The following is a 23,254-nucleotide window of genomic DNA, read 5'->3' as shown; positions in this document are numbered from 1 at the left end:
AAAGGTAAAAACGAACATTTCAGATATTTCCTTTTAATTTTATTCGTTCATCTGTAAAATAAGATTATTGGCAAAATAATGCTGTACATAGATTTTTTAAGATGAATATATTCATACGAAATGAAAATTAAATTTTATAAAGGCGGGAAAATAATGAAAACAGATATAGAAATTGCACAGCAAGCAACCATTCATCCTGTTCTCGATATTGCGAAGAGGTTAGGTTTAACAGAGGATGACTTAGAACTGTATGGAAAATATAAAGCGAAAATCTCTTTTGATAAGCTGGAGGAATTAAAAGATAAACAGTCAGGCAAACTCATTCTTGTCACGGCAATTAACCCGACACCTGCAGGAGAAGGGAAATCAACAGTTACAGTAGGCTTAGGTGATGCCTTGCAAAAACTTAATAAAAAAACAGCTATTGCAATGAGAGAGCCGTCCCTTGGGCCAACGATGGGAATAAAAGGGGGCGCTGCAGGAGGTGGCTATGCTCAAGTTTTGCCGATGGAGGATATCAATCTTCATTTCACTGGTGACCTTCACGCCATTACAACAGCCAACAATGCATTAGCCGCAATACTAGACAATCATATTCACCAAGGAAATGAGCTGAGAATTGACCAAAGACGGATTGTCTGGAAACGAGCTGTTGACTTAAATGATCGTGCTTTAAGAAAAGTGGTTATCGGGTTGGGCGGTCCTCTTCAAGGTGTGCCAAGAGAGGACGGTTTTGATATTACGGTTGCATCAGAAATAATGGCAGTGCTTTGTCTGGCACATGATTTAAATGATTTAAAGAAAAGACTGTCCCAAATGGTCATTGCCTATAATATGGACAAACAACCTGTAACAGTCGGCGAGCTTGGTGTGGAAGGCGCACTAACACTGTTGTTAAAAGATGCCATTAAGCCGAATCTTGTGCAGACAATTGAACATACACCTGCTATCATCCACGGTGGTCCGTTTGCCAATATCGCCCATGGGTGCAACAGTGTGATTGCCACAGCTGCCGCAAGCAAGCTTGCTGATTATGTTGTAACAGAAGCTGGCTTTGGCGCAGATCTTGGTGCCGAAAAATTCTTGAACATTAAAGCCCGCAATGAACAAATTAATCCGGAAATCGTTGTGATTGTCGCAACCATCCGAGCATTGAAAATGCATGGCGGTGTGGCGAAGAGTGATTTGGCAGCGGAAAATACAGAAGCTTTAAAAAAGGGATTTGCCAACCTGCAAAAGCATGTGGATAACATTAATCAGTTTGGACTACCATTTGTTGTGGCGATTAACCGTTTCTATACAGATACAGAGCGTGAAATCGAAGTGCTAGAAGAGCTGTGTGCAAGTCAGAGTATCCCCGTTGCTTTAACAGAAGTTTGGGAGAAGGGTTCCGAAGGCGGACTGGAGCTTGCTCGCAAGGTTTTAGAAATTATGGAACAAGAAAAGAATGAATTTAAACACTTATACAGCTTAGATGCTTCTATTGAGGAGAAAATCGACACTATTGCCACGAAAATATACGGTGCGAGCCATGTCGAGTTCAGCACAAAAGCAAAAAAGCAAATCAAGGATTTCCAAGCGTTCGGCTGGGGTAATCTCCCTGTTTGTATGGCGAAAACGCAATACTCTCTTTCAGATGACCCAAGTCTACTTGGGAGACCGAGTAACTTTGCAATCACAGTAAGAGAACTAAAACCTAGCATCGGAGCAGGTTTCCTAGTTGCCTTGACAGGAGATGTAATGACAATGCCAGGCTTGCCGAAGCAGCCAGCTGCTTTAAAAATGGATGTGAATGAGGACGGAAAAGCAATCGGCCTCTTTTAAAAAGGAGATTAATATATGTTTGACCCAACTGCTTATGATAATTTAAAAACGGTTGTAGAAGGACAGCTTTATGATAGGGATCTTGAAGGTACAATCGACATCGTAAATCGCAAAGACATTTTAGATACCAGTACAATGTCCAGGGAGTTTCATCTTGTGTTTGCCTTAAGAGGGCAACAAAATGCTCAAATTACTTTGTCGATGTATGCTTCCCTGAAAAACTTAGCAGCAGAGCTTTTAGAGCTTGAGGAGAAAATGCATTTAATAGGAGCGAAAATTCGTTTGACGATACATGTCAGACATAAGAATAATCAAGAAACAGTTTGGATGCTGCAGGACTTGCTGCAAAGAGTATGGGGAGCGGAACATGTTATTAAGCAGGAAATTCGTGTTGATCCCTTCCGTTCTGATAATATAGTAAATAATCATATCTCCATTGATTTCAGCAGATTAGTTACAGAAGGCGATATGGATGATTTAGTCAGCATGACTGATTATATGCTCGCAACATTGGCTGGCTTGCAGAGGCAGAAGGTGCTGATTGATTTGGACAGGAAGGGAATGATAGGATGACTGTTTATGATTTTGAGGTCAAAAAAATTAATGGCGAAGAAGTTTCACTGAATGATTATAAAGGGAAAGTGCTTGTTATCGTCAATACTGCGAGCAAGTGCGGATTTACTCCGCAGTTCAAAGAGCTTCAATCGATTTTTGAGGAGTACAATGATAAAGGCTTTGCTGTGTTAGGATTTCCTTGTAATCAGTTTATGAATCAAGAGCCTGGGGCTGAGGATGAAATTCTTGAATTCTGCGAATTGAATTATGGCGTTACCTTCCCGATGTTTGCAAAAGTTGAAGTGAATGGCAAAAATGCCGATCCTCTTTACAAGCATTTAAGTAATGAGGCGCCTGGTGCAATGGGGCTGAAGGCGATTAAATGGAATTTTACTAAATTTTTAGTAGACCGTTCTGGTAAAGTAGTTAAACGGTATTCTCCAAATGCTTCTCCGTATGAAATGAAAGAGGATATTGAAAAGTTATTATAAGAAGAAAACGGGAAGAATGGATTACTCTGTTCTTCCTTTTTTATAACAAAAGGAGGGAGCAGTTTGGCTAAAATCGGGATAGATGCTGGCGGTTCCATGATTAAGCTTGCATTTGAGCAGAACGGACGAATTCATTTTAGAAAATATCCTAATGCTCAAACAGATACTGCACTAAAGTGGTCGAAGCTTTTTGAATGGAATGATATAGCCCTTACTGGAAGCAAGGCTGCTTATTTAAAACAAGCGTTTTTTCCTGATGCCTCCATTCTTCCTGAATTTGATGCTGTCTGTACTGGAGCAAGATGGCTGAAGGATAGGGATTATCCTCATGTTAATGACGAATTCCTGCTTGTTAATATCGGAACTGGTACTTCCTGGTTTAAGGTTAGCAAGAAGAGTCATTCGCGGGTTTTAGGAAGCGGAATTGGCGGGGGAACAATCATGGGACTTGCAGAATTATTAACTGGAGTTCAGGATTTTGCAAAAATTACAGAGCTTGCTTCTAAAGGCAGCAAGAATAAGATCGATGTTCTTGTGAAGGATTTATATGAAGAGGATATTGGTATCAACGGAAGCTTGACTGCGAGTAATTTTGGCTATGGAAATACATGGGATGGTAGCAAGGAAGATAAATTATCTTCTCTTTTTCAAATGACAGCCGAAACGATTGTTCTACTGTCACAGCAGGCTGGCACTATTCATCAAATAGACCAGATTATCTATGCGGGTGGAGCCGTTTCAATGAATATGCCTTTGCAAAAAAGCATTTCTTCCTTTGATTATTTATTTCCAAAGAGTCAGCTGTTTCTGCAGGATGGCCAGTTTTGCGGTGCTTGTGGTGCACTACTTTCTGTCTAAAAGAAATCAAGGATGATGGCATTTGTATAGAAAAAGACTTAACAACAGTCCATACAAATGCCATCATCTAACATGACAAATTAGCGATACGAAAACAAGCGGAATATCGCTCCTCTTCTGACTGGTGCTTCCTTCGTCGCTTTATCCTCTTCGTCTTTGCTTTTCCTTGTACCATATGTGTGTACGTAAGGCTGATTAGCAGCAGCGGTAAGGGCAGCAATCTGTTCTTTTTGTGTCTCAATAAATTCATGCTGCTGATCCATTTGCTCCTGTTGCTTTTTCAATTGTTGAACAAGCACTGAATTGAAGTTGATTTGCAGCTCAAGCTGTTCTTTTACTGTTTTCAGCTCTTGAAGCATCTCTTCTGACGGCTTCGCTACTTGCTGCTGCAAGACTTGCGGCTCCGTGTCGGTCAGCACATCTTCAATTTCTCGCAAAGATAATTTATCTTCATTACGCAGCTTTTTAATCTTTTCCAATACTTCCATTGCGTTATCATCGAAATAGCGGTAACCGTGTTCGCCGACAATCGCCGGAATAACTCCTTTCAGCTCTCTAAGCCAGTTGCGCACAACACCAGGACTTTCTTCAATTGCAACAGCTGCCTCCTTAACGCTTAATAAAATTTCCTCCGTAGCAGAAGCGACTCTCTCTTGTTCCATCATTATGCTTCATCACCTTTCGTTTTGATAGAATAAATGAACGAAGAACAAATAAGTTTTTCGACTTTAAATACTAGTTCGCTATTTTAAAAAAATCTCCTTTAGCGAGGTTTGTCTAGTTTTGTTGATTAATAGTTTCTGTTATTTTATGATAATATCTTTACAATAATTTCCAAGCATAATACGATAGAAAATAGGATTGGAAAGGGTTATTACTAAATAAAATGAAAGGAAGGATTATGTTTTCCATCCATACAATATGAAGAAAAAGGTGATTCGCTAAATGACAATCCATCAAACGATTGCTGATATACAGATTGTGGAGTACGAGGATCGGTTTGCTGCTGAAGTTGCGAAGATGTGGAACAAAAGCAAGGCGGCTTGGGGCGGCAGTGTAAAAACAGAAGAACAAATAATTGATCAGCATCGCAGCACAGATAATCTGCATACTTTTTTAGCAGTACATAACGATGAGGTGGTAGGATACTGCGGGCTGTCTGTGTATAAAGAAGATGTTGGTTCGTTATATATCCCGCTGCTAAATGTTCGACCCGATTTCCATGGGAAAAAGGTCGGTAAACTGCTGCTTCTTCATGCATTACAAGCAGTTATTAATAAAAAATGGCCACGGCTCGACTTATACACATGGGCAGGTAATACGAAAGCGGTCCCCCTTTATAAGCGCTGCGGTTTTTTCTGGGAAGATGAAGACAGCTATACTCACTTAATGAACTTTATTCCAACCATATTAAATGACAAGCTGCTCGCTCCTTATATGGCTAAAATTGACTGGTACAAGGACATGCTGCGCACGATGGAATTAAAGCCAGATGGAAGGAATGTAGATGGGTTTACTTATTATGACTATGAATGGGTAAATAAAGAGACCGCACTTAAAGCAAGCTTTGAAAAAACGGGCAGAGGTTTATGTGCACTAGAAACAGATGATTTCTCGATTGAATTATCTCTAAAAAATCATGAATTGCTCGTAGGACAAGAACATGAAGTTACATGTTTTATTAAGAACAAGTCCACCACTCCTCTTTTAATTGAGTTATCATCCTGTCCAAATGAAAGAGTTATTTGTGATTTTAACCACCGCCTCTTTGTTGAAGAAGAAATGACGATAACAGATACATTCTTTTTAACCGAGGGACCTGAGGCAGAAAAGGGCAAAACATTTCCAACCATTGCGGTCAATATAGCAGCAGGTGGCACTATGACGACATTTAAACTAGGAATCTGTCCAAAAACGCCAGTAACTATCATGGCAAAACCGATTCACTATGCATTGCAGGAAGGCTTCGAGATTGCTCTTGATTTGGAATTAGAAAATAATCTTACTGAATCTGTACAGGCAACCATTATGCTTCCTGAAAGTGAATATTTGTCTTTTAAAAATTCCACATTCAGCCTTTTGCTAAAAGGCAAAGAAAAGCGGTTCGTATCAATACCTGCTTCTATATTAGCTTTAGGCTTTACGAATGAAGACATCCTTGTTCAAGTGAAATGGCAAGGTGGTGAGCTTACGGTAAATAAACCAATTGCACTGGCATTAAAGGGAATTGGTGAGAGATTTTTCGGTGAAGCAAAAGATTACTATCATGTTTTTAATGGGATTTATCAAGTGAATGTCAGAAAGGCAGATAATGTAATGACAGCAGGCACCAATCAGACAGGGAACTTACCGTTCGCCATGTTTGCCCCGATGCTTGGCAAGCCCTACTCCAATGAGCTGTCAAAAAAGAAGCCAGAAAAAGTCGAAACCTCCTACGAAAAGACATCTATTATTCTCACTCTTCATTATCAATCTACTGAACATCCAGACAATAGTATAAAGCTTAACATCCAGCTATTTGCAGAAGGACTTGTGAAAAGATGGGTTCTCCTTGAAAACAAACAGACTTCTTTAGATATCCATCTGCAGGAGACCTTTTATCATGATTGGGCAGAGGTATACTTACCTTTAAAAGGGGAGGTTGTTGTATTCAAGGAAGCCGATATGGTGGAGCCGCGAGACATTGCGTCAAAAGACATGAGCAGCAACTGGTATTTTTCTCAAGATCAGTCGAGCCCTGTCGGTGTATATTGGACGCAAGGCAGTAAAATAAGGATGGAAGGGTGGAAAATGCATCTCGAGTCACAAAAAAGCAGGCAAGGTAATGTCTATTCTTTCCCGCCTCTGTATATGTCTATCGGCGCTTATAGGAATTGGAGAGAAGTAGAATCAGCAGCGGCAGGTATTCAAGCTTCTAAGAAGGAAATCCATAAAGGTCTCGAGTTAATCTGGAATGGCGGCAACCCGATGCTTGAAGCAAATACATCTTTATCCTATCAGTTTGCCAGTTACCGCAACAATGCGCTTAAATTTGATATGGATTTGATTATTAATAATGCTTCTGCCCATCTGCAAGATCTAAAAGTCAATACTCCGCTCCATTTACCGTTTGAAGCAGCTGCGTGGCAGGCAGTCAATAAAATGACGACAGTAATGAAGACGGAAATAAGAGAATCTTATTTTGATAACATCCTGTTTTATCCGCAAGGAAGGATAACAAAAAACATCATAAACGAAAAAGGATTTGAAACATATCGTCTTCATAACGGCATCCTGGAAATTTCCGCTGCAGCCGATTATTATCCAGGTATCTTTTCTTTACAAGTAAACGAAACAGAATGGCTTGATCAGGCATTTCCAGAGCTGATTGCAAAAAGCTGGTGGAACCCTTGGGCCGGCGGGATGAAGGCAGGTCCGCCTGATTTGAATGATTATTCTATGATGAAAGAATCGACTAAGCTTGCGTTTGTCGATGTGTGGGATAATTTCGCAAACAAATGGTCTGGTATCAGAATCGATACAGATATTAACCAGCACTCACAATGGAGAGGGCTTTCATTTTCTCAATACTTTGTCACAATGCCAGGATTGCCTCTTCTTGCTGTGTTTGTGTCTGTGCATAAAACGGCAGGCAGAAAAATGGAGAAGGAGCAATGGCATACAAATCTCTTTTTGCATAACAATTGTACTTTGCAGCTAGCTGATCATAAATTGCATAACCGAGTCTATACTTCAGGAGCTATGGAGCAGGATATTACTTTAAAGGAAGACTTTCATGTTAAACTACAAGGTACAGAGGATAAGCTGCATTTACTCACAGACAGAAACAGAATCAGTACACAATATTACACAAATAATGAAATCATTCAGCTTGTTTCCATGACAAATTGTGAAAGAGACAATCAGAACAGAGTATTTACACTGCCGAGCTTCCTTTATTTTGATAAGATGAATGTCACATCATCACAGTTAGACATACTTAAATCCCTTCGGTTTACTAAATTATAGAGTGATAGAAAAGGAGAACCAATGAAAATTATTGATGCTCACATCCATTTGTCTAATATCGAATCATTTAAAGAAACAGCAAAATCATTGTCTAAAGTTGATTACAGCACGGACGGAGTTCAATCAGAAATGAAAGATGCGAATATTGTCTTAGCAATTGGCATGGGAGTGACAGAAACGCCGCATATGGGCTTTCCCGACTATAAGGCCCAAACACCGATGGGGCTTGATCTTGGAGATATACTGCCGCCTAATATCGTCTATTGTGCCGGAGTTAATCCATACAAGCTAGATTCTTTTTCTATCAGAGAACTGGAACGGGAAATCCACAAGGATCATGTAGTCGGCATAAAGATTTATTTAGGCTATTATCCGTTCTATGCCTATGATAAAGTATACAATCCTGTGTATGAACTAGCGGAAAAGTATAACTTGCCAGTTGTGTTTCATACTGGAGATACATACTCCGAAAGAGGGTTGTTGAAATATTCCCATCCGCTTGCAATTGATGAAGTTGCGGTGAAATATCGCAATATTCGTTTTATGATGGCCCATTTTGGCGATCCATGGACATTGACTGGTGCAGAGATTTTATATAAAAACCGAAATGTTTATGCTGACCTTTCCGGGCTGGTTGTTGGGGCAAGAGCGGAGTTAGAGAAGGCGCAAGAAGGAATATTTTTACAGCATTTAAGGCATGCGCTCGTATATGCCAACTCCTATGATAAGCTTTTGTTCGGGACAGATTGGCCGTTAGCTCCATTCCAACCATATATTGAATTTATTCAAAACCTTATTCCGAGTGAGTATCATGAAGATGTGTTTTATAACACAGCCTTGAAGGTTTTTCCAAAAATCAAGAAGTTTCTTTATGGTTGATTTTTAAAAAAACATTAGGGACTATCTTAAAAAGATAGTCCTATAAGCATTATTAATTTGGAAAATGGAAAAACTACTACCTACACAATAGGTAGCAGGTGTATAAAATGAAAACTATTTTAGCTTGTTTTTTTATCTTAATACTCATGGGTTCTATCTCCTGTTTTGCTAAAGAAACAATAGACTATGGGAGTTATGAAGTAGATTTACCAGAGAAAGAATTAACTCTTAAAGAAGCGTATAATTTAGGATTAGAACTAGGGGGAAAATTCGATAAAGAAGCAATTCTTTTATTTATGAACAGTGTTGATGATGAAACTTTAAGTGGCTATAATGGAAAAAAAGGAAATTGGCAAGGCGTGTTTGCTTTACCATCAGTTAAACGCCAGATGGTATTTGTTATTGAAAAAGGCAAACATAAAAGTCACAGAATAATTGGCAATTCCGATGAACTAACTATTCCACATTTAGAAATTAATATTGATAGTAGTCAAATTATTAAAATTGCCGTTGAAAAATATCATTTGCAACCAAGCCCAAAAGATGCCCCTTTCTCACACGGATATCATTTTAGATTAATGCGAGATGAAAATTACATTTTTCTTGGTGTAGATGGAAAAATAAATGGTCTAAATGCAGAGGTTTTATTTAATCCTAAAACCGGCGAATACTTAGGACTTACAAAAGAAAATAAATAACTTATGCCTCTATTAACGAGAGCATTAACCCAATTACGATTAATGCTCTTTTTCGAATATTGTTATTAAAAAAATACTAAGAAGAAATTGTTATTTAGATTGGCTATGTTAAAGTATACACATATGCTCATATAATCACGTTCGTATGTCTAAAGTATAAGAATAGAATAGTTTAGAAGGATGAAAAAATTAACGATGAAAATGTAATATATAGCATTGCTTATGATTTAAAAAGTTCTTACAAGAGCTTTGGAACAGGACATAAGTTAATTACTTTAGAGAAAAATCCGGTTACAAGCAAAAGAACTTGGTATATCACGAAAATCGTTACATTGTATAAACAATATGAAGGAGTTACACCAGCTGAAACAATAATCAAATAAAGTTAGGAGTCTATGCTCCCTATACCTACTTAGAACTTGGAAATGCAGTTACCAAGTTTTTTTCTCTTCCTAAAATGCCGTATCTCTAAGTCGTAAAGTTTCTGCTGTTTCCCAAGTTCCGTTAACACTTGCTAGGATAAGCATTTGTTTTTTCTTACTTAATTCACTCTCTGTATTCCTATTGACAAGGAACTGAAACCATACGAAATATAATAGTAAATTTGTAGAAACTCCATTAAACCCGACGTATCCATTTCTTTAAACGGGAATGGTAACTATTAATATTGTTTAAATGGTAGATTCCTTTCTTTACATATTCTTTCTTGCTGCCATTTATAATGCTGAATTTACTGTTGTCGTAAAAAAGCTCTGCCGCATCACTCCCTCTCATACAAATGGCCCGTTCCCCTAAAAGATGTGTTTCAAATATATCAGACTGATAAGCTTGACATCTGTTTGATACAAATTGATAGCCTTCCTATAGCACGTCTAAGCTGTGATCTATTCCTGCTTCTTTTGGCATTGAGTTAGACATCTTTTTATCTTCCGCTTCCTATTGTTTAGTTATCTTTTTCCTCTTTTGCAAACTTTAAACGGGATAGGAAAAGAGTATCGGTGCTTCAAACGGTTTTGTAGTTGATTTTTTTCATTCGTGTTACAATATTTCGGTAGGATATAGATAGGAGTTCATTCAAATAATGGATATCATTCAACTAACAGAGAATTTTGTGAAAGATAAATTAAAAGATGATGTGACAGGCCATGATTGGCATCATATTGACAGAGTGCGAAATACTGCGCTTTTCATCTGTGAAAAAGAATCAAGCGGAAATCCATTTATTATAGAGCTTGCCGCTATTTTACATGATGTGGCAGATGCAAAACTGAACGAATCTAAAGAGGAAGGTACTCGGCTGCTTGAGCAGTTTTTAGAAAGTCTCCCGCTTGAACAGAATGATCGAAATCATATAGTGAGGGCAATTGCAACGGTTTCATACAGCGGCGGAAACAACGCGGAGCCAGAGTCGATTGAAGCGAAAATTGTTCAAGATGCGGACAGACTGGATGCGATTGGCGCAATCGGTATCGCTAGAACCTTTGCATATGGCGGAAAAAAGGGACATGTCATATACGATCCTTCTGTCGGTGCTAGAGAAAACATGACAGAAGAAGTATATCGGAGCGGCCAGTCTAGCACCATCCAGCATTTCTATGAAAAACTCCTGAAATTAAAGGACTTGCTTCATACGAATACAGCCAGAACGATTGCAGCAAAAAGGCATCAATTGATGGAAAATTACTTAAAAGAATTCTATAAAGAATGGAATGGTAGTTATGAAGAGTATTTCAATTGAAAATTTAACAAAAACTTACGGGGAAAAAGAATTATTTCATTCCATTTCCTTTTCTATAAGTGAAAAAGAAAGAGTTGGACTGATTGGTATTAATGGCACAGGCAAGTCATCGCTGCTGAAGATAGTGGCAGGTATCGATTTGCCTGATGAAGGCGAGATTATCGCCCCGAAAGATTACCGAATCGCATACTCCTCCCAAAGTCCGGAAATCCATCCCGAAATGACTGTTTTAGATTATGTGTATACAGGTGATGCACCAGTATGGAAAGTGGTCCGGAATTATGAGGAAATATTGCTTAAGTTAGAAAAGGACCCGGAAAATAATAAGCTGCACGGCGAGCTGTTCGAGATCCAAAAAAGAATGGATGCCCAAAACGGCTGGGATGTTCATACGAATACGAAGACTGTATTAACAAAGCTTGGCGTCAGCTTTTATGACAAAAAGATTGGTGAGCTGTCAGGCGGCCAGAAAAAGCGTGTTTCTCTTGCGCAAGTCCTTATTCAAGAGCCGGATTTGCTCATTTTGGATGAGCCTACAAACCATCTTGACTTTGATGCGGTTAAATGGCTGGAAGACTATTTAGGTAAATTTAATGGTGCCCTGCTGCTTGTCACACATGACCGTTACTTCTTAGACAAGGTTACCAACCGGATGTTTGAGCTAGAGGGAGGCAATTTATACAGCTATAAAGGCAATTATGCAGAGTTTCTGCAAGCAAAGGCAATCAGAGAAGAAAACGAGGCAGCAACTATTGATAAACAAAAGAATTTGTTCAGACGAGAGCTGGAATGGATTCGCAGAGGTGCTAAAGCCCGTTCAACTAAACAAAAAGCAAGAATTCAGCGCTTTGAAGAATTAGATGACAAACTTGCATCCGTTCAGGATAAAGGCAAGCTTGATATTTCCTTAAAAGGCAGCAGGCTAGGTAAACAGGTTTTTGAGCTTGTGTCTGCTTCCAAATCTTTTGAAAACAAAACGATTCTGAAGGACTTTAATCTCCTTGTAAAGCCTGGAGACAGAATTGGCATTATCGGACATAATGGTACAGGAAAATCAACGCTGCTTAACATTCTTGCTGGCAAGATTCCGCTAGACCATGGTGACTATATTATTGGACAAACAGTGAAAATTGCTTACTATACGCAGGAAAACGAAGAAATGGACCAATCAAAGCGCATGATTGAGTATTTAAAGGAGACGGCTGAAATCATTGAGACAACAGACGGGAAAACGATCTCTGCTGCACAAATGCTCGAAAGATTCTTGTTTCCGCCCCATACGCATGGAACCATTATCGGCAAGCTGTCTGGCGGGGAAAGACGAAGATTATACTTGCTGAAAATACTAATGGGCGAGCCGAACGTCCTGCTTTTAGACGAGCCGACAAATGATCTTGATACACAAACACTGATGGTGTTGGAGGATTATTTAGATGAGTTCAAAGGTGTTGTTATAACAGTATCCCATGACCGCTATTTCCTAGATAAAGTAGCGCAAGAGCTGTTAGTGCTCAGAGGCGGCGGTAATATAGAGAGCTACTACGGCAATTACACCGAATATCTCCAATCCGAAAAACAAAAAGAGCAGGCAGAAAAAGCGGTGAAGGAAAAGCCGAAGCAGCAAGAACAGCCGAAACAGAAGAAGGTTAAACTAAGCTATAATGAACAACGAGAATGGGCGACAATCGACAGTGATATAGAAAACTGCGAAAGCCGCCTTGAAGCGATTGAAACAGAGATGGAAAACACAGGAAGTGACTTTGAAAAAGCCAACGCTCTGCTTAAAGAACAAGAAGAATTAAATGAGAAATTGGAATTTTTAATAGGACGGTGGAGCTATCTGTCTGAGATTGCTGAAAGTTAACCGTTAAAAAATGATTTTGAGGGGGATTTTTTGATGAAAATTATGGCGATTGAACCTACTCCTAGCCCGAATACGATGAAAATCAATTTAAATGAAGAGCTGCCGATGGGAACAAGCAATAACTATAAAAAGGACAATGCCGAAGAAGCACCGAAGGTAATCCAGGACATTCTGTCAATTGAAGGTATTAGAGGGGTTTACCATGTTGCTGATTTCTTGGCAGTTGAACGAAATGCCAAATATGACTGGAAGGAACTTCTTGCCCAAGTACGAAATGCTTTTGGGGAAGAAGCAGAAAGTTTAGAAAAAGAGCCGGAAGTGAACGAGCATTTCGGTGAAATAAAAGTGCTTGTGCAAATGTACAAAGGGATACCTATGCAAATAAAGCTGACGGATGGAACGGAAGAAAAGCGTTACGGCTTGCCAGAGCAATTCATGAAGGCCGTTTCAGAGGTAAGAATGCCGCAAGATAATGTTGTAGCAAGCAGAAAATGGCAGGAATTCGGAGTGCGCTACGGTGAGTTTGACGAAATTGGTCAAGCTGTCCAAGAGGAATTGATGGCTGCATATCCTGATGAAAGAATTGCAAGCCTAGCAGAAGCTGCAAAGAACCCAGAAACAGCAGAAGCAACTTTGAACAAGCGGGAAAAAATCAAACTGACCTTTCAAGATTTAGAGCATGAAGATTGGAAGATTAGATATCAGAGATTAGAACAAAGTGAGGATCCGACGGTTGATGATATACCAGTGTTAACGGCAGCACTTGATGATGAAAAGCCGTCCATTCGCAGGTTGGCAACAGTATATCTCGGAATGATTGAAGATGTAATCGTGCTGCCGTCCCTTTATAAAGCACTTCAAGATAAAACGGTAACAGTAAGACGTACTGCAGGTGACTGCTTGTCAGATTTAGGCTTCTCTGAAGCAATGGAAGAAATGATGAAAGCTTTAGATGACAAAAGCAAGCTTGTAAGATGGCGTGCTGCAATGTTCTTGTATGAAGTGGGAGATGAAAGGGCTTTGCCATCATTAAAGGCTCATGAAGATGATCCTGAATTTGAAGTAAGTCTGCAAATTAAAATGGCTATCGAAAGAATTGAGCTTGGAGAAGAGGCGAAAGGTTCTGTCTGGAAACAGATGACTGAAGCACGCAAGCAGGATTGACTTTAGAAAATATTTCTTGTTGGACTAATTGTGTTTAGACTCCCCGTTAAAAGGAATACATTCACTAGTATTTCTTTTAGCGAGGTGTTAAAAAACATGAATAAACAGTCAGAAGAAGAAGAAAATCATGTTATCTCTATCGGTTCTTTAGCTATCATTTTAAAGGATAAATATCAGGCGATATATACAATCAATGATATCCTGATTGGACTGTTATTCCTGTTAGGAACGATTTTCAACATGCTGTTGAGCTGGAAGATAACAGGTGCCGTTCTTTATATCTCAGGAAGTGTCTTGCTTCTTATTCGTCCAGTTATCCGAACATGTCATCTTTTACAGGTAAAAAGAGTGGGAAAAGAAAAAAGAAAGAAACACGCCTAATCAGATTCATTTCGTTGCATGTATGCATTTCATTATTGTATGCTTATAGCACATGCATAAATAAAGGAGGAAAATAGTAATGTCGATGGCATATGAAGAATATATGAGACAAATGGTAAAGCCGATGCGAGCAGAGCTTGTGCACGCAGGTTTTCAGGAATTAACAACAGAAGAAGAGGTAGAGGAGTTTATCAGCAGCAATAAAGGAACTTCACTGGTTGTTGTTAATTCTGTATGTGGGTGTGCTGCAGGTCTTGCAAGACCTGCTGCAACACAGGCCGTATTACAAGCAAAGAAAAAACCGGATAATCTTATTACAGTATTTGCAGGTCAAGATAAAGAAGCGACTGCAAGAATGAGGGAGTTCTTTGGAGATATCGAGCCATCATCTCCTTCTATGGCTTTAATTAAAGACAATCATGTTGTCCATTTTATCCCTCGTTATGATATAGAAGGCAACTCCATGGAAGCGATTATGGAAAATTTGATGTCTGCTTTCGAACAAAACTGCTAATAATAAAAGCAATAGAACAAGCAAAGAGGGGCACACTAGCAGCCCCTCTTTTTTTCTTATAAAGGCAATTCCTTTTAAGTGTTAAGAAAGGTGAATGAAAATGATAGTTACAACTGCAGGAAGAACAAATCAAGAAATGATAGACAAAGCGAAAACGGCAGCAGCCTTGCTGCAGTGCAGCTATGTGGACAGAAATAAAAGGACAGTCAAATCTCTGATCACTAAGTATCAAGAAGATGTGTTAGTGGCGGGCAAGGAAAGATATGAACTGTTTGCAGCAAATGCGAGCGAGCCTTTTTTCTTTCATCCTAGCTCTGCAATGTTCCGAATTAAAAGACTGCAAAAGGAGGAGCATGATCCTTTCGTTGATGCTTGCAATCTAACAGAGGGAAAGTCTCTTTTTGACTGTACGCTCGGCTTAGCATCTGACAGCATTATCGCAAGCTTTGCAGTCGGAAAATCAGGAGCAGTTGAAGGAGTGGAAGCAAGTCCGGTCATTGCCTTTATTGTCAAAGAAGGTCTTGCTGTCTGGCAGTCCCATGATGAGCAAATGGATGAAGCTATGCGAAGGGTGAAGGTGACGAGCGGACATGCACTTGATGAGCTGAGAAAAAAAGAGACAAACAGTATCGATTGTGTGTATTTAGATCCAATGTTTGAGGAAAGCATTGATTCAGATGGAATTAAACCATTAAAGCATTTAGCTGTTTATGAAGACTGGACAACCACGATGATAGAAGAAGCACGCCGTGTCGCCAAAGAAAGGGTTGTACTGAAGGACCATTATAAAAGCACGCGCTTTGAAGCCTTTGGTTTTCAGCGAATACAGCGGAAAACAGCCAAATTTCACTATGGCATCATTGAATTATAGGAAAAATTAAGGATAACAGGCTATAATTTTTAAATAATACTGTATAAATAGTGGCTGAATAATTGTACTTTATTATATACTTGAATAGTACTGTATATATATTAGAGCACCATTAAACAAAGAAAAAAACTGGCTTTACATAGGATTAACAGGATTTTTGAAAGTGAGGTGTTTACAATGCCTAATTGGATTCGAAAAAGTCTTGTTGTCTTTGTGTCGATCTTAACATTTGGACTGGTAACTCCGTCCCCTTCCGCTTTTTACAATACCAGCAATGGTGATGAAAAAAAGCCTGCTGATGAAAGCAAGCTGCCAGTCTCTTCAGAAGAATTAACCCTTGATACGGGGATTCTGGATGAGCGTTCGGAAAGGGATAAGGTCGTGGGCAAGCTGATGGAAGAAGCAGAAGTGCAAAGCTATACGAAATTCGGGAGCAAGATTAAACCGGTGATTGAGGATGAATTCAGAATTGCGATTTTACCGAATATTGAAAAAGCGATTAACAATGTGACTTCAAGCTTCCCTGATGAAGATTTGAGCCAGCTTACGGTTACAGAAATGCCGAGCCCTGGGACGAGCGAGCGGATTTTCCACATAGTGAAAGAAAATCAAGACGTGATTCGCTTTCATGTAAGAAGGGATCGCCCCCCGCAAGATGGCTATTGGTTCAATTTTCATTATCACACGTTTCAGGATAATTTCCAAAATCATTATGCACTAGGCAATATCTACTGGGATAAAAATACTCCGCCTAAATGGATGAGTTAAAAAAAAATCCCGACAAATAATAAAAATGCGAAACTATTGAAGCATTTGAAACGTAGATAATAAAAATGAAAAAAATGGAGGAATTAATCATGGCAATCAGTTTATCAAAAGGACAAAAAGTAGACTTAACAAAAGGAAACCCAGGATTAACGAAAGTTATCGTAGGACTTGGCTGGGATGTAAACAAGTATGACGGCGGAAATGACTTCGACTTGGATACTTCTGTATTTTTGCTTGGTGACAACGGTAAAGTAACATCTGAAGCTGATTTTGTATTCTACAACAACACATCTGGCGGAAACGGATCTGTCGTTCACTCTGGTGACAACCGAACTGGAGCAGGAGACGGTGATGATGAGCAAATTATTATTGACCTTCAAGCAGTGCCTGCAAGTGTTCAAAAGATTGCTTTTACTATTACAATTCATGACGGTGACGCACGAAACCAAAACTTCGGACAAGTTTCTAACTCATATGCGCGTATTCTGAATGAACAAAATAATGAAGAGCTTATCCGCTATGACTTAGGAGAAGATTTCTCTATTGAGACAGCGCTTGTTGTCGGAGAACTTTATCGCCATAACAACGAATGGAAATTCAGTGCAATCGGAAGCGGCTACCAAGGCGGCTTGGCAGCATTAGCAACAGATTTCGGACTGCAAGTCGGCTAATCTGTTAGTTGCTTTTAGAGGGGATAACCTTTTCAATTGCCTTTCCATTTGATTGCAGATAAAAAAATACAAAACTGATACAGCGATCAATGAGGAGGAACTTACACGAATGGATGCTATTATTCAATCCTTTATCGAAACATATTCTATGTTTTTTGATTGGGAAGCGTGGGGAAGAGTACTGTCAGACCCAGTGAGCTGGGGATATATTGGAACACTTATAATTTTGGAAGGACTGCTATCAGCTGATAACGCACTTGTGCTTGCTGTTATGGTTAAGCATCTTCCGCCTGAAAAACGTAAAAAAGCTCTTTTCTACGGTTTGCTTGGAGCATACATATTCCGCTTCATCGCAATTGGAGTCGGTGTATTACTAATTAAATTGTGGTGGGTAAAGGTACTCGGTGCAGCGTACTTGGCGTATTTAGCAATCAAGTACTTTATCGATAAACGAAAAGAGAAGGAAGCAGCAGAAAACGAAGAAGAATCGCATGGCATTAACCAAAATGGTTTGTTAATCCGCTTGTTCGGTACATTTTGGGGAACAGTTGTCGCTGTTGAGCTAATGGATATTGCCTTTTCAGTAGACAGCGTTCTTGCCGCTTTCGGTGTCAGCAACGAAGTATGGGTGCTGCTTGTCGGCGGTATGCTCGGCGTTCTGATGATGCGCGGAGTTGCAGGTGTATTCCTGAAATTGATTGACCGTGTGCCAGAATTGGAAAGCACAGCATATATTTTGATTTTAATTATTTCTGTAAAGATGTTCTTAGGTGTGTTTGGTGTTCATGTACACCATATTGTATTCTTTGGCATATTAATTATCGCTTTCGCAGCAACATTTGTTGTTCATAATCGTAATAAGAAAAAAGCAGAGCAAGGCGAAGCTTAATAAAGTAACGAGAGAGAAGGGGTATGACAAGTTGTCATCCCTTCTTTTTTCCATCTAAAGACATAATCCTCATGTTATTACAAATTTACCCATAACAAGAAAATATTAATGCAAGAAAACCGATATTATATTAAAATAAAAGGTAATTTCTAATTTTTTTTATATAATAATTATCAGAATAGTCTAATCACAAAAGGCTTTATAGTGGAATGGAGTTACTGAAATGAAATTATTTTCCGATTTAAATAATCAGCTTGTTGAAAAGCTTTTTTATAAGGAGCCTGAGGAATTGTCGATAACTTCTGATAAGGAGATTTTATCCTATGCCCTTGCCTCCACCCTGTATATGCCTGCAACTAGACCAAATATTTATCATGATCTTCTGATAAACAAGCATCCCGGCTTAACATCAATGGTTATATGCTTAGAAGATTCTATCGGTGATCATGAAGTAGAGCTTGCAGAAGCGAAATTAAAAGAAGAGCTGCTTAACATAAAGGCAAGTATAGAGCAGGGAATATTAGTGAAAAGCAAAATGCCAATGATTTTTATTAGAATTCGCTCTGTTGACCAGTTTTTACGGCTGATGAACGCTCTTAAAGATTGTATGCATTTGCTGACAGGTATTGTGATTCCTAAGTTTGATGCCCAAATTGGCAGCATCATTTTACAAGAATTGGATTCCTATAATACGAAGGGGATTTTGCTGTATGCAATGCCGATACTAGAAACGAAGAAAATAATAGAAAAAGAGACTAGGCTCGAAGAACTGTTATCGATTAAAAAAGTTCTTGATACATATAAACATCTTATTTTAAATGTCCGCATTGGAGCGACTGATTTTTGCGGTCTTTATGGCATTCGGAGAAACAGTGATACAACGGTGTATGATGTGGCCATTATCCGCGATTGCATCACAGATATCATCAATGTATTTTTACGCGCTGACAGTCCATATGTTGTTTCAGGACCAGTTTGGGAGTACTTTTCTTCCAAAGAGAGAATGCTGATACCACAGCTGCGGGAAACGCCATTTAGAAAAAGATACGGCAAGGCAGGCATGCAGATGAGAACACAGCTTATTGATAAGCATATGGATGGCTTGATTAGAGAAGTACTGATGGACATTACGAATGGCCTGACAGGAAAAACAATCATTCACCCAACCCATATTAAGCCTGTACAAGCGTTAAATGTTGTCAGCTATGAGGAATATTTGGACGCGGCAAATATAATTGCAAGCAGTAATGGAGAGATTGGAGTAATGAAAAGCTCCTTCTCCAATAAAATGAATGAAATAAAGCCCCATTTCTATTGGGCTCAGAAAATCATGCTAAAATCTAGAGTTTATGGGGTGTTCCATGAAGAATTTACATACATTGACTTACTCAAACAAGAAAATTTTATTGCCAATTCTAAATGATTTAAAGATGCATATTGAAATAAAGGAAAATCCATTTGAGCTGCATGCAGAAGAACTATTTCAAATGGCGGCAAGAATCAATAAAAAAAGGTCGTTTTTGTTTGTCAGCAGGCTATTAGGAAAACATATTCCGATTAAGCCACAGCTTGGATTATGGACGGGTTTCGCGCTTGCTGCCAGATATGAAGAATTAAAGATAGATAGTCTATCTGCAAAAAGAGAGGAATTGCTTGACTGCTATCATCATTCCATTGCGAATTTTCAGGATGCCCCTTTCATCAGGAAGGAGACGGCTGATCCTGTTATTATCGGGTTTGCCGAAACAGCAACTGCACTGGGCCACAGTTTCTATAAAGCATTTCAACATGCGTCCTTTTTTCACACGACTCGGGAGTTAGTAGAAGGCATGGAATCGATAATTTCTTTTGAGGAGGAGCACTCCCATGCTACGTCTCATCGCTGCTATATAGATGTTTCCATGCTTGATAATACTCGCGAAGTCATTCTTGTTGATGATGAACTGACGACAGGAAAGACTGCCATTAATATTATTAAGGATATTCAGGGGAAATTCCCGCGGAAAGAGTATACAATTGTCTCCATTCTGGATTGGCGCAGCAAAGAAAATGACCAAAAGCTAAAACAGTTAGAGCAGGAGCTCAAGATTAATATTCGCATTGTGAGTCTATTAAAGGGAGAATTCAGTCTTGAAGGAGCGCTGCAAATCGAAGATATTCAACAGGAAACAAATCCTTTAATCACGGATAATGTGGAGACGGAGTTTATTTCGCTTGATGATTTTACGAAAAACAGCCAGCTTCCTTATTACTCACGAACATTAGCAGGCAAGGAAAATCCTGGCTATTACTTAGGGGATACTGGAAGATTCGGACTTCTTTCAAGTGAAAATCACTGGATGGATAAAGCAGCTGATTACTTGGCTAAAAAGAGACTTGGCACCCAAACACTCTGTATTGGAACTGGCGAGTTTATGTATATTCCAATGAAAATTGCAAGTCTAATGGGACAGGGTGTTTCCTACCAATCCAGCACGAGAAGCCCGATTTATCCTCATAATGAAAACCATTATGGAGCCAAAACAGCCATCCATTTTCTAAACCCTGAAGATGAGCATATAGACCATTATTTATACAATATTCCGTCTTATGCATACGATGATATTTTTATATTCTTTGAGAGAAAAGTGGAAGAAGATAAGCTTCAGCTCTTGCTTGCAAAGCTTAAAGAAACGGGAGTAAAAAAAATAAATGTGGTGCATTGCAGTGGGAGGTAGTGTATATGATGGAAAAGACCGATCTAAAAAAGTTTGGCTCTTATAAAGAGGAAGATGTTGTTTTTCTGTTAAAGGATTTAAGCAGCTTAAATTTAGAAGGCGATACAGAGGAGCGGGAGCGCCGCATTCAGGGTGGACAGCATTACAGTGAAACGCTGCCGAAGGAATATAATCCTCCAGAAAAATATCTCCAAGTTTTTTGGGAAACTCTGGATGAATATAAGGAGAAGGTTGCCTTTTGCACTGCTGTTGTTGCTGAGCAGATTTACAGAAAAAAGGGCAATAATACGGTGCTTGTCTCTTTAGCTAGGGCAGGAACACCGATCGGTATATTGATTAAACGTTACTTAGAGCAGAAATACAGCATGAGCTTCCCGCATTATAGCATTTCCATCATCAGAGACAGAGGGATTGACGAAAATGCTCTTCTGTACATCCTAAAAACACATCCTGAGGGCAATATTCAATTTATCGATGGCTGGACAGGCAAAGGAGCCATTTCCATCGAATTAACTAAATCTCTAGCTGAATTCAAAGACAGCAACGGATATGAGCTTGATGATGCACTCGCTGTAGTGGCAGACCCTGGGCATTGCACAAATTTATATGGAACAAGAGAGGACTTTCTAATTCCAAGCGCATGTTTAAATTCAACAGTCTCTGGTCTTATCAGCAGAACCGTGCTGAATGATGCCTATATAGGTGAGTCAGATTTCCATGGTGCAAAATTTTACGAAGAACTAACAGAATATGACGTCTCAGAGAAGTATTTGGAAGAAATCACTTCTGAGTTTCATCATATTGATACAGAAAAATTGGAGCAGGCAATTTCGGATGTTATAAAAGAAGAGGAAGTTTCTTTCAAGGGAATGAAGGAAGTCCTCGAAATGAAAGAATCTTTCGGAATTGAAACAGTTAATTACGTAAAGCCAGGAGTCGGAGAGACGACTAGGGTGCTTTTAAGGAGAGTTCCGTGGAAAATTCTCATGAAAGACCCAAGTAGCCCATATGTGCGCCATATTGTTTTGCTTGCAAAAGAACGAAATGTGGAAATCATTCCATATCCTCAAATGAGCTATACATGCTGCGGTCTTATTAAAAAGGTTGGTGCTAAATGATGATGATGTTCGCGTCAGACTTAGACAGAACCTTGATTTATTCAGAACGCGCTCTGTCTGAAATGGGAACTCCATTAAATGAAAGCATGGTACCTGTTGAAAGATTAAAGGGAAACTATATCTCCTATATGAAGACAGATGCACTAAGAAAATTAAAGGAGCTTGCATCTCAGCTGCAATTTGTGCCTGTGACGACAAGAACGTATGAGCAATATAAGCGTATCTTTATTTTCGAAGAGAACATTCCAATCACCTACAGTGTGACCTCCAATGGTGCGAATATCCATTATAAAGGAGAAATATTGTCAGATTGGACGAAAGAAGTTCAGGTAAAGCTTGCAGAGCAATGTATTGAAAAAGAAAAACTGATGGAATTAGTCAACGGGCAAGCCTTACCTGGTTCTATGAAAATAGCAGATGATCTCTTCTTTTATTATATATTAGAACAGCAAATAACTTCTGAGACGAAAAAACTGATTGGAAGGATAGCATCAGAAAATGGCTGGAAGGTTTCCCTGCAAGGGCGAAAGCTGTATTTTATGCCAGCACCTGTGTGTAAAGGAGAAGCCGTAAAATTTATCCAAAAAAGAGAAGGCATCAAAATTACAGCAGGGGCAGGAGACTCTCTCCTTGATTTTCCTTTACTGGATGCTTGTACTCATGCTTGGATGCCAAAGCATGGTGAATTAGCAGACGAAGTGCGAGATGCTAATCGTTATAATCTTACTAATTTCTCTGGTGCTGATGCTGGTGAAGAAATCATCGAAACGGTGCACCGGCTTTATAAGAGGAATGCTACTCCTCTGTTGGAGAATCTTTAAACCATTTGGAAAGCAAGCGATAGATGCCAATAAAAACAGAATAAAAAATAAAAAAGGTGAATATTCCTAGCAAAAGAGACTTGAAGGTCACACTTATGGCAAAACTGATTATTAAACTGATAAAAAACAAATCAAAGAAAAGATAGGTTTTGGAACTTATAACTTGCTCCAATTGTTCCAGTTCTGACTCGAGTTCATGATAAGACTTTTTTCGATATAATGATCTCATATTATAACACCTGCTTAGCCTAGATTTACTGTATAATATGCAATTGCTTCAAAATGGTGAGACGTTAAAAAGGATTGAACATAGGTATATAAAGCCCAAAAGATATTGCTTGGAAGGCTAGAAAGTTAAGCAGTGCTTAAAAAATATGAAACTTTTTAGACTAGTAAACGTACTAATTTATATACGGTAAATATTT

The 23,254-nt window shown here is 39.0% G+C and carries 22 protein-coding genes and 1 pseudogene; 20 read left to right on the top strand and 3 right to left on the bottom strand.

Annotated features, from left to right (window positions below):
• Positions 1-153: 153 nt before the first annotated feature.
• The 4 genes from L8T27_RS12120 (at position 154) to L8T27_RS12105 (ending at position 3,728) form a co-directional block, all read left to right on the top strand.
• Positions 154-1,824 carry a formate--tetrahydrofolate ligase gene (locus tag L8T27_RS12120; protein WP_233313430.1) on the top strand — a complete coding sequence of 557 codons (1,671 nt, stop codon included), beginning with the start codon at positions 154-156 and terminating at the stop codon, positions 1,822-1,824.
• Positions 1,825-1,839: 15 nt separating this feature from the next.
• Complete coding sequence (locus L8T27_RS12115) at positions 1,840-2,397, top strand: hypothetical protein (RefSeq protein ID WP_237941637.1); 558 nt, start codon at positions 1,840-1,842, stop codon at positions 2,395-2,397.
• Positions 2,394-2,870: a glutathione peroxidase gene (locus L8T27_RS12110; RefSeq protein WP_237941636.1), complete on the top strand. Its 477-nt coding sequence runs from the start codon at positions 2,394-2,396 to the stop codon at positions 2,868-2,870. The genes L8T27_RS12115 and L8T27_RS12110 overlap by 4 nt, the downstream gene beginning before the upstream one ends.
• Positions 2,871-2,933: 63 nt before the next feature.
• Entirely contained in the window at positions 2,934-3,728 is a 795-nt protein-coding gene (locus L8T27_RS12105; RefSeq protein ID WP_237941635.1) for an acetate and sugar kinases/Hsc70/actin family protein, read from the top strand.
• Positions 3,729-3,808: 80 nt separating this feature from the next.
• Here L8T27_RS12105 and L8T27_RS12100 read toward each other — a convergent pair whose 3' ends face one another.
• Positions 3,809-4,393 (bottom strand): MerR family transcriptional regulator, encoded by a 585-nt coding sequence (locus tag L8T27_RS12100; protein WP_233313436.1) that lies wholly within the window; start codon positions 4,391-4,393, stop codon positions 3,809-3,811.
• Between the two features lie 280 nt (positions 4,394-4,673).
• Between L8T27_RS12100 and L8T27_RS12095 the strand changes: the two genes are divergently transcribed.
• The 3 genes from L8T27_RS12095 to L8T27_RS12085 all read left to right on the top strand — a co-directional run bounded on the left by L8T27_RS12095 (position 4,674) and on the right by L8T27_RS12085 (position 9,313).
• Entirely contained in the window at positions 4,674-7,736 is a 3,063-nt protein-coding gene (locus tag L8T27_RS12095; RefSeq protein WP_237941634.1) for a GNAT family N-acetyltransferase, read from the top strand.
• 21 nt (positions 7,737-7,757) lie between these two features.
• Complete coding sequence (locus L8T27_RS12090; protein WP_237941633.1) at positions 7,758-8,615, top strand: amidohydrolase family protein; 858 nt, start codon at positions 7,758-7,760, stop codon at positions 8,613-8,615.
• Positions 8,616-8,722: 107 nt separating this feature from the next.
• Positions 8,723-9,313, top strand: coding sequence for a hypothetical protein (locus tag L8T27_RS12085; RefSeq protein ID WP_237941632.1), 591 nt, complete (start codon positions 8,723-8,725; stop codon positions 9,311-9,313).
• 452 nt (positions 9,314-9,765) lie between these two features.
• On the opposite strand, the pseudogene L8T27_RS12080 reads toward L8T27_RS12085, so the two are convergent.
• Positions 9,766-10,036, bottom strand: a pseudogene (locus L8T27_RS12080) (IS1595-like element ISSpps1 family transposase); the annotation flags it as partial.
• 358 nt (positions 10,037-10,394) lie between these two features.
• Between L8T27_RS12080 and L8T27_RS12075 the strand changes: the two are divergent.
• The 13 genes from L8T27_RS12075 to L8T27_RS12015 all read left to right on the top strand — a co-directional run bounded on the left by L8T27_RS12075 (position 10,395) and on the right by L8T27_RS12015 (position 22,829).
• The gene (locus L8T27_RS12075; RefSeq protein ID WP_237941631.1) at positions 10,395-11,051 is read left to right on the top strand and encodes an HD domain-containing protein; all 657 of its coding nucleotides are present in this window, start codon (positions 10,395-10,397) and stop codon (positions 11,049-11,051) included.
• Complete coding sequence (locus tag L8T27_RS12070) at positions 11,032-12,915, top strand: ABC-F family ATP-binding cassette domain-containing protein (RefSeq protein ID WP_237941630.1); 1,884 nt, start codon at positions 11,032-11,034, stop codon at positions 12,913-12,915. The genes L8T27_RS12075 and L8T27_RS12070 overlap by 20 nt, the downstream gene beginning before the upstream one ends.
• Before the next feature lie 33 nt (positions 12,916-12,948).
• A complete protein-coding gene (locus L8T27_RS12065; RefSeq protein ID WP_237942310.1) occupies positions 12,949-14,079 on the top strand; it encodes a conserved virulence factor C family protein in 1,131 nt (376 codons plus the stop codon).
• Between the two features lie 96 nt (positions 14,080-14,175).
• Complete coding sequence (locus tag L8T27_RS12060; protein WP_233313448.1) at positions 14,176-14,460, top strand: YrhK family protein; 285 nt, start codon at positions 14,176-14,178, stop codon at positions 14,458-14,460.
• A 79-nt stretch (positions 14,461-14,539) separates the two neighbouring features.
• Positions 14,540-14,974, top strand: a complete 435-nt coding sequence (locus L8T27_RS12055; RefSeq protein WP_237941629.1) for a BrxA/BrxB family bacilliredoxin — start codon at positions 14,540-14,542, stop codon at positions 14,972-14,974.
• Positions 14,975-15,074: 100 nt separating this feature from the next.
• Positions 15,075-15,845, top strand: coding sequence for a class I SAM-dependent methyltransferase (locus L8T27_RS12050; RefSeq protein ID WP_233313450.1), 771 nt, complete (start codon positions 15,075-15,077; stop codon positions 15,843-15,845).
• 177 nt (positions 15,846-16,022) lie between these two features.
• Positions 16,023-16,613 carry a YpjP family protein gene (locus tag L8T27_RS12045; protein ID WP_233313451.1) on the top strand — a complete coding sequence of 197 codons (591 nt, stop codon included), beginning with the start codon at positions 16,023-16,025 and terminating at the stop codon, positions 16,611-16,613.
• 89 nt (positions 16,614-16,702) lie between these two features.
• On the top strand, positions 16,703-17,284 hold the full coding sequence (locus L8T27_RS12040) for a TerD family protein (RefSeq protein ID WP_233313452.1): 582 nt from the start codon (positions 16,703-16,705) through the stop codon (positions 17,282-17,284).
• 109 nt (positions 17,285-17,393) lie between these two features.
• Entirely contained in the window at positions 17,394-18,173 is a 780-nt protein-coding gene (locus tag L8T27_RS12035) for a TerC family protein (RefSeq protein WP_233313453.1), read from the top strand.
• Between the two features lie 223 nt (positions 18,174-18,396).
• Positions 18,397-19,596 carry an HpcH/HpaI aldolase/citrate lyase family protein gene (locus L8T27_RS12030; RefSeq protein WP_237941628.1) on the top strand — a complete coding sequence of 400 codons (1,200 nt, stop codon included), beginning with the start codon at positions 18,397-18,399 and terminating at the stop codon, positions 19,594-19,596.
• A complete protein-coding gene (locus L8T27_RS12025; RefSeq protein WP_237941627.1) occupies positions 19,535-20,890 on the top strand; it encodes a phosphoribosyltransferase family protein in 1,356 nt (451 codons plus the stop codon). Before L8T27_RS12030 ends, L8T27_RS12025 begins: the two co-directional genes overlap by 62 nt.
• A 5-nt stretch (positions 20,891-20,895) precedes the next feature.
• Positions 20,896-22,008: a cysteine protease StiP family protein gene (locus tag L8T27_RS12020; RefSeq protein WP_237941626.1), complete on the top strand. Its 1,113-nt coding sequence runs from the start codon at positions 20,896-20,898 to the stop codon at positions 22,006-22,008.
• Positions 22,005-22,829, top strand: a complete 825-nt coding sequence (locus tag L8T27_RS12015) for an HAD family hydrolase (RefSeq protein ID WP_237941625.1) — start codon at positions 22,005-22,007, stop codon at positions 22,827-22,829. The genes L8T27_RS12020 and L8T27_RS12015 overlap by 4 nt, the downstream gene beginning before the upstream one ends.
• On the opposite strand, the gene L8T27_RS12010 is transcribed toward L8T27_RS12015, so the two are convergent.
• Positions 22,804-23,058 (bottom strand): hypothetical protein, encoded by a 255-nt coding sequence (locus tag L8T27_RS12010; RefSeq protein WP_233313458.1) that lies wholly within the window; start codon positions 23,056-23,058, stop codon positions 22,804-22,806. The genes L8T27_RS12015 and L8T27_RS12010 overlap by 26 nt on opposite strands.
• Positions 23,059-23,254: the final 196 nt, after the last annotated feature.

The organism is Niallia sp. Man26 (assembly GCF_022049065.2).
Classification (GTDB): domain Bacteria; phylum Bacillota; class Bacilli; order Bacillales; family Cytobacillaceae; genus Niallia.
Note: the sequence above shows the minus strand (reverse complement) of the source record. Positions and strands in the feature narration are given on the sequence as shown.